Origin of the sequence: Plantibacter sp. CFBP 8775 (genome assembly GCF_014839505.1) — a bacterium.
Classification (GTDB): Bacteria; Actinomycetota; Actinomycetes; order Actinomycetales; family Microbacteriaceae; genus Plantibacter; species Plantibacter auratus.
Genome location: NZ_JACYNV010000002.1, coordinates 197,116 through 209,609, shown reverse-complemented (window position 1 = coordinate 209,609; position 12,494 = coordinate 197,116). Strand labels below are relative to the sequence as shown.

10 protein-coding genes are annotated in these 12,494 nt (G+C 69.7%); 7 read left to right on the top strand and 3 right to left on the bottom strand.

The features are described from left to right. The first annotated feature begins 32 nt into the window (after positions 1 to 32). The 7 genes from IFR14_RS13595 to prfA all read left to right on the top strand — a co-directional run bounded on the left by IFR14_RS13595 (position 33) and on the right by prfA (position 9,128). Positions 33 to 614, top strand: coding sequence for a hypothetical protein (locus IFR14_RS13595; protein WP_191941417.1), 582 nt, complete (start codon positions 33 to 35; stop codon positions 612 to 614). A 37-nt stretch (positions 615 to 651) separates the two neighbouring features. Beyond that, positions 652 to 1,419 carry an LmeA family phospholipid-binding protein gene (locus IFR14_RS13590; RefSeq protein ID WP_191941416.1) on the top strand — a complete coding sequence of 256 codons (768 nt, stop codon included), beginning with the start codon at positions 652 to 654 and terminating at the stop codon, positions 1,417 to 1,419. Between the two features lie 323 nt (positions 1,420 to 1,742). Then, positions 1,743 to 3,149, top strand: coding sequence for a diaminopimelate decarboxylase (gene lysA, locus IFR14_RS13585; protein ID WP_191941415.1), 1,407 nt, complete (start codon positions 1,743 to 1,745; stop codon positions 3,147 to 3,149). Beyond that, positions 3,146 to 4,465 carry a homoserine dehydrogenase gene (locus IFR14_RS13580; RefSeq protein WP_079002763.1) on the top strand — a complete coding sequence of 440 codons (1,320 nt, stop codon included), beginning with the start codon at positions 3,146 to 3,148 and terminating at the stop codon, positions 4,463 to 4,465. The genes lysA and IFR14_RS13580 overlap by 4 nt, the downstream gene beginning before the upstream one ends. Positions 4,466 to 4,530: 65 nt before the next feature. Then, positions 4,531 to 5,487, top strand: a complete 957-nt coding sequence (gene thrB, locus IFR14_RS13575) for a homoserine kinase (protein WP_071262436.1) — start codon at positions 4,531 to 4,533, stop codon at positions 5,485 to 5,487. Positions 5,488 to 5,719: 232 nt separating this feature from the next. Then, a complete protein-coding gene (rho, locus tag IFR14_RS13570; protein ID WP_191941414.1) occupies positions 5,720 to 7,939 on the top strand; it encodes a transcription termination factor Rho in 2,220 nt (739 codons plus the stop codon). A gap of 109 nt (positions 7,940 to 8,048) precedes the next feature. After that, positions 8,049 to 9,128: a peptide chain release factor 1 gene (gene prfA, locus IFR14_RS13565; RefSeq protein WP_071262434.1), complete on the top strand. Its 1,080-nt coding sequence runs from the start codon at positions 8,049 to 8,051 to the stop codon at positions 9,126 to 9,128. 65 nt (positions 9,129 to 9,193) lie between these two features. Here prfA and IFR14_RS13560 read toward each other — a convergent pair whose 3' ends face one another. The 3 genes from IFR14_RS13560 to cysK form a co-directional block, all read right to left on the bottom strand. Further along, positions 9,194 to 10,750, bottom strand: a complete 1,557-nt coding sequence (locus tag IFR14_RS13560) for an ABC-F family ATP-binding cassette domain-containing protein (RefSeq protein ID WP_191941413.1) — start codon at positions 10,748 to 10,750, stop codon at positions 9,194 to 9,196. A 91-nt stretch (positions 10,751 to 10,841) separates the two neighbouring features. Then, positions 10,842 to 11,408 (bottom strand): serine O-acetyltransferase EpsC, encoded by a 567-nt coding sequence (epsC, locus tag IFR14_RS13555; RefSeq protein WP_191941412.1) that lies wholly within the window; start codon positions 11,406 to 11,408, stop codon positions 10,842 to 10,844. 9 nt (positions 11,409 to 11,417) lie between these two features. Further along, entirely contained in the window at positions 11,418 to 12,356 is a 939-nt protein-coding gene (gene cysK, locus IFR14_RS13550; RefSeq protein ID WP_191941411.1) for a cysteine synthase A, read from the bottom strand. Positions 12,357 to 12,494: the final 138 nt, after the last annotated feature.

Below are 12,494 nucleotides of genomic sequence, written 5' to 3'. Positions count from 1 at the left end.
CCGAGCGGTGAGTCCTTCGGTAGCGTGACAGGATGCGCAGCCTCACGTCCCGCCAGTCCCTCGTCGTCGTCGTGATCGCGGCGGCCCTGTCGCTCTCCGGCTGTGTCGGCCAGGGCTCGGGCGTTCCCGGCACCGCGACGCCGAGCGCGACCTCCGCGTCGGCCGTGGACCTCCGTGCGTTCGCGCCGTTCGGGACGGAAGGGTCCGGTGTCTCGATCCGCCTGCGGTTCCCCGACGGCCTGCACGCCGGCAGCGTCGGCACCATGGACTACCTCCAGAACATCGTCTCGCCTCCGGTGCAGTGCGCGCCGTTCGAGATCGAGCTCGAGGAGGTGGGTACGAGCACGCTGCAGATCGACGGGGCACTCTCCGTCGTCGTCCGGGGCGAGGGCGGGAAGACGGTCGCGCCGGCGTTCGTCATCCCCGGAGACCCGGTTCGTGCGGCATTCACCTCCCCGGACGTCCTGACGAAGAGTTCCCTGGAGGACTCGAACCTCACCGAGCTGGAGGGGTTCACGCTGGCTGCCTTGTACCCCACCTCGGCCGCCGACTGGGAGCGATTCAGCGGCAGGGTGCTCGACATGCCGGAGGTCGAGCTCGACCAGGCCTGCTGACGCGTCCACGGAGACGACGGTTCGCTACCCTCGGAACATGAGTGAGCAGCAACCGTCGGGTAAGCGCAGGCGTCCCTGGCTTCCGATCGTCATCGTCGTCGGGGTGCTCGTCGTCCTCGTCGGCGCGTTCCTGATCGCCGACACGATCGTGCGCGGCGTCGCCGAGGAGCGCGTCGCGACACAGATCGAGCAGAGCCTGCCGGACAACGTCGATGCGGACGTCGCCGTGTCGATCGGCGGTGCCTCGGTCATCGCCCAGTACCTCACCGGAACGTTCGAGCACGTCGACCTGCGTGCACCGGATGCGAGCGTCGACGGCGTCCCGCTGGACCTCCGGGTCAGTGCGGACAGGGTCCCCCTCGACCCGGAGCAGACCATCGGTCGAGTGGTAGCGACCATCACGATCGATGCTGCCGGAGCGGCGGAACTCGCCAAGACGGCCGGGCTCCCGGGCACGCTCACCCTCGGCGACGACGAGATCGGGTACGCAGGCGAGGCGACCGTCCTCGGGTTCACGATCCCGTACGACTTCTCCGTGGCGCCGACCACCACGGCCGACCGCGTGAACCTCATGCCGACGTCCGTCAACGTCGACACCGGCCTCCTCGGCGTCATCGACCTACGGGCGCTCGTGACCGGCTTCCTGCAGGGCGACCCGCCGAGCATCTGCGTCGCCCAGTACCTGCCGAAGGGGGTCGACCTCGACGGACTCGCGGTGACGCCGGAGGCGGCGACCGCCACCCTGACGTCGACGACGCTCCGACTCGACGAGGCGTCGCTGCAGACGCTCGGCAGCTGCGACTGAACCTCGCCCCGCCACCCAGCGGTGGAGGGGAGCGAGCCACCCGACGTCACGATGCTGCACGGGCACGCACGTCTCGCTAGACTTTCCACACACCCACTGCTCCGACCGGGCGGTGAGGTGTGCCGTCGGGCCTTGCGGCCCGTGTTCCACCACAGTCGTTCCAACCGAGCGACGATGGGTGCGGACGACCGGGATCACCAACCACCGGGCCGTACGCATCCACCTTCTTCGGTGCTCTACAAATCGGTGCTTCAGGGGCCAAACCGGGTCCGCTCGCCCAACGAGAACCTCCTTTTCCGCTCAACAGGACTCAGGACACCCCCGTGGCCAGAAACCCCCTCGCCCCCGACTGGCTCGCCGAGCCCGTCGATCCGAACGCGCTCGATCCGGCCGTGTGGCCGGCGTCGGCCGCCCGTGACGCTGACGGCCTCCTGCAGCTCGGCGGCGTCGACGTCCGCACGCTCCAGGAGCGCTTCGGCACGCCGCTCTACGTCGTCGACGAGGACGATGCGCGTGCCCGCGCCCGCACGCTGAGGGAGGCATTCGAGCGCGAGGCGGCCGCCCGCGGCACGAGTGTCGCCGTCTACTACGCGGGGAAGGCGTTCCTCTCGGTCGAGGTCGCGCGGTGGATGACGGCGGAGGGCCTCCGCATCGACATCTGCAGCGGCGGAGAGCTCGCCGTCGCACTCGCCGCCGGAACCGATCCGGCCCAGCTGGGCTTCCACGGCAACAACAAGTCGGTCGCGGAGATCGAGCGAGCCGTGGGCGTCGGGATCGGTGCCATCGTGCTCGACAGCCTCACCGAGATCGACCGCGTCGCCGCAGCGGCCGAGCGCGCCGGCCGGGTCCAGTCGGTGCGCCTGCGCGTGAACAGCGGCGTCCACGCCCACACGCACGAGTACCTCGCGACCGCCCACGAGGACCAGAAGTTCGGCCTGCCGCTCGAGGACGCCGCCGACGCCGTCGCGCGCATCCGGTCGCACGCCTCGCTCGACTTCCTCGGACTCCACTGCCACATCGGCTCGCAGATCTTCGGGTCCGACGGGTTCGCCGAATCCGCCGCCCGTCTGCTCGCCGTGCACGCGCGCCTGCTCGAGGGCGGCCCCGTGCCCGAGCTCAACCTCGGTGGCGGCTTCGGCATCGCCTACACCAGCGCCGACGACCCGACGCCGATCGAGCAGCTTGCGGCGGACATCCTCGCCGGTGTCCAGGCTGCGGCAGACCTCCACGGCGTCCGGATCCCGAAGCTCGCCTTCGAACCGGGACGCGCGATCATCGGCGGCGCCGGCATCACGCTCTACGAGGTCGGCACGATCAAGGACGTCGTGGTCGCCTGGAACGACGAGGGCGAGACGGCCGTCCGCCGCTACGTCAGCGTCGACGGCGGGATGAGCGACAACGCCCGGCCGTCGTTGTACGGCGCGGACTACACGGTCCGGATCGCCGATCGCGTGAGCGACGCGTCCCCCGCGCTCGTCCGGATCGCCGGCAAGCACTGCGAGTCGGGCGACATCGTCGTGAACGCCGACTACCTGCCGGCGGACGTCCGCGACGGCGACCTCCTGGCCGTCCCCGCGACCGGGGCCTACTGCTGGTCCCTCGCGAGCAACTACAACTACCTCGGTCGCCCGGCCGTCGTCGCCGTGTCGGGTGGCGCGGCCCGCGTCATCGTGCGCGGCGAGACCGAGCACGACCTCCTCAGCCGCGATGCGGGATTGGACACGGAATGATCGAATACCGCGGACTGAAGGTCGCCCTCCTGGGCGCCGGATCGGTGGGCTCGCAGGTGGCGCGTCTGCTGCTCGAGCACGCCGACGAACTGGCGTCCCGCGCCGGAGCGAGCCTCGAGCTCATCGGCATCGCCGTGCGCGACGTCGACGCACCTCGCGACGTCGACCTGCCGAAGGAGCTGTACACGACCGATGCCGAGCAGCTCATCCTGAGCGCCGACATCGTGATCGAACTCATCGGCGGCATCGAGCCCGCGCGCAGTCACATCCTGCAGGCCATCAACGCCGGTGCCGACATCGTCACCGCCAACAAGGCGCTGCTCGCGACCCACGGCCCGGAACTGTTCGACGCCGCTGAGCAGGTCGGCGCCCAGCTGTACTACGAGGCGGCCGTCGCCGCGGCGATCCCGATCATCCGACCCCTGCGGGAGAGCCTCGCGGGCGACCGCATCAACCGGGTGCTCGGCATCGTCAACGGCAGCACGAACTACATGCTCGACCGGATGGACCGCTTCGGCGACACGATGGAGGACGCGGCAGCCGTCGCGAGCGAGCTCGGGTACCTCGAGGCCGACCCGACCCTCGACGTCGAGGGCTACGATGCGGCGCAGAAGGCGACCATCCTGGCGAGTCTCGCCTTCCACACCACCGTCCCCGTCGAGGCCGTCCACCGTGAGGGCATCACCGGCATCACGAAGGCGCAGGTCGACCTCGCCCGCAGCGAGGGCTACGTCATCAAGCTGCTGGCGATCGCCGAGCGGATCGTCGACGAGACCACCGGCGAGGAGGGCCTGTCCGCCCGCGTCTACCCGGCACTCATCGGTCGGGAGCACCCACTGGCCGCCGTACACGGCGGCAACAACGCGGTCTTCGTGGAGGCCGAGAACGCCGGGAGCCTGATGTTCTACGGCGCCGGCGCCGGTGGCAAGGAGACCGCCTCCGCGGTGCTCGGCGACCTCGTCTCGGCGGCCCGTCGTCACGTCGCCGGCGGCCCCGGTGTCGGCGAGTCCACGCACGCCGACCTGCCGGTCCTCGAGATCGGCCGCGTCACGACGCGATACCAGGTCACCCTCGAGGTGGCGGACGAACCCGGCGTGCTCGCCGCGGTCGCGGGGATCCTCAGCGACGGCGGCGTCTCGGTCGAGACCTTCCAGCAGTCCGTGGCCTCCTCGGACGGGACGCTGTCGACCGCTACCCTGGTCATCGGCACCCACCGGGCGCTCGAATCGGCCCTCGCGGCCACCGTCGAGCAGCTCGCCTCGAACGCCCACGTCGAGCGGGTCGTGTCCGTGCTCCGGGTCGAAGGAGCCGAGTAGGTGCCGAACCGCACGACCACCGACCGCGTCGCTCGCCGACCTCTCACCAGATTGCAGGCATCCCTATGAGTCACACCGAACCGCTTGCGATCGGACGCACCGTCACCGTGAAGGTGCCGGCGACCACCGCCAACCTCGGACCCGGCTTCGACACGCTCGGTCTGGCGCTCGCCCTGTACGACGAGCTGACCGTCACGGTCCGCGAGGAGCCGGGCGTGTTCGTGGAGGTCATCGGCGTCGGTGCCGGCGAGGTGCCGACCGACGCGTCGAACCTCGTGATCACCGCGATCGCCCACGCCCTGCGTGCCTACGGCCACGACCTCCCCGGTCTCGACGTCGTCGCGCGGAACGTCATCCCGCACGGCCGCGGCCTCGGTTCCTCGGGCGCCGCGATCGTCTCCGGCATCATGGCGGCGAAGGGGCTCCTCGAGGGTCGGGTCGAGCTCGGACCGGACGACCTCCTCCGGCTCGCGACGGAGATGGAGGGTCACCCCGACAACGTCGCTCCGGCGCTGTTCGGCGGCCTGACGATCGCGTGGACGACGGACGACGGCCCGCAGCACAAGAAGCTCATCGTGCACCGCGGGGTCTCGCCGCTCGTGCTCGTCCCCGAGCACACGATGTCCACGGAACTCGCCCGCAGCCTGCAGCCTGCCAACGTGCCACACGCCGACGCGGCGTTCAACGTCTCGCGTTCGGCGCTCCTCGTCGCCGCGCTCACGCAGAGCCCCGAGCTCCTGCTCGCAGCCACCGAGGACCGGCTCCACCAGAGCTACCGCGCCGCCGCGATGCCCGAGACGAACACCCTCATCACGCTGCTGCGTGAGCACGGCTTCGCCGCCGTCGTGTCCGGCGCCGGCCCGTCGATCCTCGTCCTCGCGGACGATCCCGGACGACGCCTCGAAGCCACCGCGCTGGTCGCCGAGCACGCCACCACCCCGTGGCAGTCGCTCATGCTCGCGGTCGACTTCAAGGGTGCTACAGTGGGAGGGCACCCGGCCCACCCCGCCTCTTCGGCGTAACCGGCTTCCGGGGCAATTCCGCACAATCATCGCTTTCGCACCAATTGATCGCGTCTGTTCGGGTCCCACCGTGTTTCCATCCTGCTGAGCAGCGCTCCGCCGGGTCGTCGCACCGGGCTATCCGCACAGGCTCTGCGTCGTGTGAACATCACCCACCCGCCGCACAGGATTCCGGTGCGATCGCCGCCTGCGCGAGACAGCTCTGTCTCGACGCAAGGGAAGGAAGACACACGTGACAGACGTCAACGAAGGCGCCTCAGGCGTCTCGCTGGATGCCGACCCGAAGACGCTCAAGGTCGCCGACCTGCAGCGTCTCGCCGCCGCTCTCGGAGTGGCCGGAGCCTCGAAGCTCCGCAAGGGCGAGCTGGTCGAAGCCATCCAGACCATCCAGAACAGCACCGACACCGACACCGACGCCGCGGCCACCGAGACCGCCGACGTCATCGAGTCGGTCTCCGCGCTCGAAGTCGCGCCGGAGGCACCGGTGCAGTCCAAGCTGCCCGAGCTCGACCTCGCGCTCGACCAGGCCTTCGGTGCCGAGAAGGCGGCCCCGCCGGCGCGACGCAAGTCCCGCCGGGCCACGACGGCCACCGTCGCCCCGAACGCGACCCCGATCGTCGGCGCCCCCGTCGTCGAGGCACCGGCTGCGCCGGCTGCCGCACCCGCCCCGGTCGAGGCCGAGGCACCGTCCGCTCCGGCCGACGCGGCTCCCGCCGAGCAGTCCGATGACGCCGCCGCGACCGCTGAGTCGCCGAGCGCCGACGAGACGACCCCCGAGCAGACGCCGAGGCGTTCGCGCGGCAACCGCCGTGGTCGCGGACGCGATCGCGACCGCAACGCCGACGACGCCGAGCAGAACACGGCTGAGCAGGGCACCGGCGAGCAGGCCGGCGGCGAGCAGAACCGCGCCGCACAGAACGCCTCCGAGCAGGACTCGAACGACGACGCCGCGAACACGGACGCCGACGACACCCAGGACGGCGAGCAGCAGGACGGCCAGTCGTCCGGTGGGCGCCGCGGTCGTGGCCGAGGCCGCAACCAGAACAACGGCGGCCAGAACAACGGCAACCAGAACACCGGTGGCCAGAACGCCGACGCCGGCCAGAAGGCCGACGCCAAGCAGGAGCAGCAGGGGCAGAACCGCGGCAACCAGGGCGGTCAGGGCAACCAGGGTGCACCGGGCGACGACTCCGAGGGTCGTGGCGGCCGCAGCCGCTACCGCGACCGCAAGCGTCGCGGATCCGTGCAGAACGACGACGTCGAGCCTGAGATCGCCGAGGACGACGTCCTCATCCCGGTCGCCGGCATCCTCGACGTCCTCGACAACTACGCCTTCGTGCGCACCTCCGGCTACCTCCCGGGCACCAACGACGTCTACGTCTCGCTCGGCCAGGTGAAGAAGTACCACCTGCGCAAGGGCGACGCCGTCGTCGGGGCCATCCGTCAGCCGCGCGACAACGACAGCAGCAGCCGCCAGAAGTACAACGCGATCGTCAAGGTCGACTCCGTCAACGGCCTGTCCGTCGACGAGGCCGGCGCCCGCGTCGAGTTCGGCAAGCTGACCCCGCTGTACCCGCAGGAGCGCCTCCGTCTCGAGACGGAGCAGACGAAGCTCACGCAGCGCATCATCGACCTCGTCGCACCGATCGGCAAGGGCCAGCGCGGCCTGATCGTCGCCCCGCCGAAGGCCGGGAAGACCATCGTCCTGCAGCAGATCGCCAACGCGATCTCGATCAACAACCCTGAGGTCCACCTCATGGTCGTGCTCGTCGACGAGCGTCCCGAAGAGGTCACCGACATGCAGCGCACGGTGAAGGGTGAGGTCATCGCCTCCACCTTCGACCGTCCGGCCGAGGACCACACGACGGTCGCTGAACTCGCGATCGAGCGCGCCAAGCGTCTCGTCGAGCTCGGCCACGACGTCGTCGTGCTGCTCGACTCGATCACGCGTCTCGGTCGTGCCTACAACCTGGCCGCACCCGCCTCGGGTCGGATCCTCTCCGGCGGTGTCGACGCCGCGGCGCTGTACCCGCCGAAGCGTTTCTTCGGAGCCGCTCGCAACATCGAGAACGGCGGATCCCTCACGATCCTCGCGACCGCGCTCGTCGAGACCGGTTCCAAGATGGACGAGGTCATCTTCGAGGAGTTCAAGGGCACCGGCAACTCGGAGCTCCGGCTCTCGCGCCAGCTCGCCGACAAGCGGATCTTCCCGGCCGTGGACGTCAACGCGTCCTCGACCCGCCGCGAGGAGATGCTGCTCGCCCCCGACGAGGTCAAGGTCACCTGGAAGCTGCGTCGTGCCCTCGCCGGCCTCGACCAGCAGCAGGCCCTCGAGGTCGTCCTCGGCAAGCTGAAGGAGACCACGTCCAACGTGGAGTTCCTCGTCCAGATGCAGAAGTCGATGCCCGCACCGACGTCGCACAGCCACGGACACGAGAACAACCACCGCTAGCGCTCCCGACCGACCCCATCCGTACCCGCGCCGCACCGGCATCGGGAACGGGTGGGGTCGGTCCTGTTTCGCCCCCGGTGCCGCATGATGGTGATGAAGGAAGAGAACGATGTTCGAATCAGTTGAGACGCTCGTCGCCGAGCACAAGGATCTCCAGGATCAGCTCGCCGACCCGGCGGTCCACGCCGACCCCGCGCGGTCGAAGAAGATCAACCGCCGCTACGCCGAGCTGTCGAAGATCATCGCGGCCTACCACACCTGGCAGGCGACGCAGGAGGACCTCGACGCCGCTCGGGAACTCGCCAAGGAGGACGAGGCGTTCGCCGAGGAGGTGCCGGTGCTCGAAGAGCTGCTGGTGACCAACCAGGAGAAGCTCCGCCGTCTGCTCATCCCGCGCGACCCCGACGACGGCCGCGACGTCATCATGGAGATCAAGGGTGGCGAGGGCGGCGCCGAGAGCGCGCTCTTCGCCGCCGACCTGCTCCGGATGTATCTGCACTACGCGGAGTCCAAGGGGTGGAAGACCGAGCTCCTCGAACGCACCGAGAGCGACCTCGGTGGATACAAGGACGTCCAGGTGGCGATCAAGTCGAACGCGACCGACCCGTCGCAGGGGGTCTGGGCGCACCTCAAGTACGAGGGCGGCGTGCACCGCGTGCAGCGCGTCCCGGCCACCGAGTCCCAGGGCCGCATCCACACCTCCACCACGGGTGTCCTCGTCTTCCCCGAGGTCGATGAGCCGGAGGAGGTCGAGATCAGCCAGAACGACCTGAAGATCGACGTCTACCGGTCGAGCGGCCCCGGCGGTCAGTCGGTCAACACCACGGACTCCGCGGTGCGCATCACCCACCTGCCGACCGGCATCGTGGTGTCGATGCAGAACGAGAAGAGCCAGCTGCAGAACCGTGAGGCCGGCATGCGTGTGCTCCGCGCCCGCATCCTCGCGCGTCAGCAGGAGGAGCAGGCCGCTCTCGACAGCGCTGCCCGCAAGACGCAGATCCGCACCATGGACCGCTCCGAGCGCATCCGCACCTACAACTTCCCCGAGAACCGCATCGCCGACCACCGGACGGGGTACAAGGCGTACAACCTCGACGGGGTCATGAACGGCGCGCTCGGGCCGATCATCGAATCGGCGATCACCGCCGACGAGGAAGCGCGCCTGGCCGACATCGGCGACCAGGACTAGGACTCGTGAGCGCAGTCGTGGCCGTCATCCCGCTCGGATGACGACCACGACTGCGCTTTCGTCGTTCAGCCGATGCGCAGTCGCTTCGTCGCGACCTTGTCGGCGAAGAACCGGTCGTGGCTGACCACGACGATGGCGCCGGGGAAGTGCACGAGTGCGCGCTCCATCACCTGCGTGCTCGCGAGGTCCAGGTGGTTCGTCGGCTCGTCGAGGAGGAGCACCGAAGCTCCGGAAAGCAGGCACTGGGCCATGGCGACGCGGGCGCGCTGCCCACCCGAGAGCATGCCGATCTTCTGTTTGAGGTCGGCGTCGGAGAACTGGAACATGCCGAGGAAGCGGTTCACCGACTTCTTCGTCGCTGCGAAGGCGAGGCTGTCGGGCATGGCGCCGACGGCGTGCGCGACCGTGTCGGTGAGGTCCAGCTCGTCGACCATCTGGTTGTAGGACGCGTATCGGACCCCGCCGGTCCACGTGACGTGACCGGCGTCGGGGCGTTCGTCGCCCTCGAGGATCCGGAGGAACGTGGACTTGCCCGCGCCGTTCGGCCCGTGGACGACGATGCGTTCGCGGCGGCCGATCTCGAGGTCGAGTCCATCGAACAGCGTGTGCTCGCCGTAGGCCTTCGTGAGCCCCTGGATCCGGCAGAGCGTGTCCTTGATGTGCAGGCCGCCGTAGATGTCGGTGATGATGTCGTCGACCGGACGCGGCGGCCTGGCCTTCTTGATCTTCGCCAGCTGCGAGGAGAGGTCCTTCTTCCCGGCGGCCTTGGCCGCCTCGCGACGGTCCGAGATGCCCTCGGCCTCGAAGGCGAGCAGTTCGGACTCGTGGACGAACTGCGCCTCGAGGCTCTTGAGCCGGAACTGCTTCTGGACGACGTACTCGTCGAAGCTGCCGGGGTACTCGTGGAGGTGGAAGTTCTCGACCTCGACGATGCGCGTGACCACGGCGTCGAGGAAGGTCCGGTCGTGCGAGACGACGATCGCCGCACCGCGGAACGAGCCGAACCAGGATTCGAGCCACTCGACCCCCGCGACGTCGAGGAAGTTCGTCGGCTCGTCGAGCAGCAGGACGTCCGGGCGCTCGAGGAGGATCTTCGCGAGCGCCGCGCGGTTGCGCCAACCACCTGAGAGCGAGTCGATGGGGAGCACGCGGCGAGCGGTGTCGAAGCCGAGCGTGGTGAGGGCGGTGTCGATGTGGCGCTGGTAGTCCCAGCCGTCCTGGCGCTCCATCTCCTCGAAGAGCTCGGCCTGCCGTTCGATGAGCTTCGTCATCCGGTCGAGGTCGTTCGGGTCGGCGGCGATCGCGGCGTCGATGGATGCGAGTTCCGCCTCGATGGCGTGGATGTGACCGAAGAGTCCTTCGAGGACCTCGGTGATGGTGGCGCTGCCGTCGAGCTCCGAGAACTGCGAGAAGTACCCGATCCGCGTCCCGTCCTCGATGGTCACGGTGCCCGAGTCCGGTTGGAGCTGGTCGAGCGCGAGCTTCAGGAGGGTGGACTTGCCGGAGCCGTTCCGGCCGATGAGCCCGACCCGGTCGCCTGGCTCGAGCCGGAAGAAGACGTCGCGGAGTACCGGGCGCTCCTCGAACCGGACGGTGACGTCGTGCAGGCGGATGAGACTCATGGGGACCTCTCGAGGAACGGGGTGCGGGTGGGATGCGGGAGATCGTCGTCCGGGGGAGGCGTGGACGACGGACCGCCTCACCTCGCGCGGATCAGATGTGGTACTCGGGATCGAGCAACGCGAGACCGTGCGTGCCGCTCCCGCGCGGGCGCTCGACCGCCGGGACGCCGAGCAGCAGGCTGCGGGGTGGGCACGCCTTGGTGACGACGGCGTTCGCGCCGACGATGGTCCCCGCACCGATCAGGATGGGCCCGAGGATCTTCGCCCCGGCACCGACGGCGACGCCGTCACCGATCGTCGGGTGGCGCTTGCCGACGCCGCGGCTCTTCCCGCCGAGGGTCACGCCGTGGAAGATCATGACGTCGTCGCCCACCTCGGCCGTCTCGCCGATGACGACGCCCATGCCGTGGTCGATGAAGAACCGCCTGCCGATCCGGGCGCCCGGGTGGATCTCGATCCCGGTGAGGAACCGGGCGAACTGGGATCCGAACCGGGCGAGGGTGCGGAAGCCGCGCCGCCACAGGCGATGGTGTAGCCGGTACGCCCAGACGGCGTGCAGGCCGGAGTAGCTGAGTGCGATCTCGATGGTGCCGCGGGCCGCCGGATCGTGTGCGCGTGCGGCACCGATGTCCTCGCGGACCCGCGACAGCATTCCCATGCGTCGAGCCTAGTCGCGCAGGTCGTCGTACATCGTCGTCGACAGGTAGCGCTCGCCCGCGTCGGGGATGATGACGACGATCGTCTTGCCGGCCATCTCCGGCCGACGGCCGACTTCGAGGGCCGCCCACACCGCGGCGCCGGAGGACATGCCGCCGATGATGCCGTCGTCGGTCGCGAGGCGTCGTGCCGTCGCGTAGGCCGTGTCGGTCTCGACCGGGATGATCTCGCTGAACAAGGAGGTGTCGAGGATGTCGGGCACGAAGTTCGGGCCGATGCCCTGGATCTTGTGTCCACCGGCGCGACCCTCGCTGAGCAGCGGGGAGTCCGCGGGTTCCACGGCGATGATCTGCACGTCCGGGTTGTGCTCGCGGAGCCAGCCGCCGACGCCGGTGATCGTCCCGCCCGTCCCGATGCCCGCGACGAACGCGTCGACCGTGCCGGCGGTGTCCTCCCAGATCTCGGGTGCGGTCGTCCGCCGGTGGATGGCGGGGTTCGCCTCGTTCTCGAACTGCCTGACCCAGACGGCGCCGGGGTTCTCGGCGACGATGCGCTGCGCCTCCTGCACGGCGTTCGCCATCCCCTTGGTCGGATCGGTGAGGACGAGCTCGGCACCGTAGGCACGGAGGAGGGTCCGGCGTTCCTTGCTCATCGAGGCCGGCATCGTGAGGATGACCCGGTAGCCGCGCGCGGCTCCCACGAGGGCGAGCGCGATGCCGGTGTTCCCGCTCGTCGACTCGACGATGGTCCCTCCGGGCTGCAGCTGGCCCGAGGCCTCCGCCGCATCGACGAGCGCGATGCCCAGACGGTCCTTGACACTCGATCCGGGATTGTAGAACTCCAGCTTCGCCAGGACGGTCGCTTCGACACCCTCGGCGATACGGTTCAGACGGACGAGCGGGGTGCGGCCGTAGGCCTGGGTGATGTCGGTGTAGACGGTGCCGGTCACGGTGTTCCTCTTCCTCGAACGGGGCTCGGTTCAGCCTACGACCTGGTCGATCGGCGGGGTCCCGTGGGACGACGAGGGTTGCCGGCCCGCGGCCGCGCCGAGGCGGTGGGGTAGGCTCGGTGCGGCCCACCCGACCAG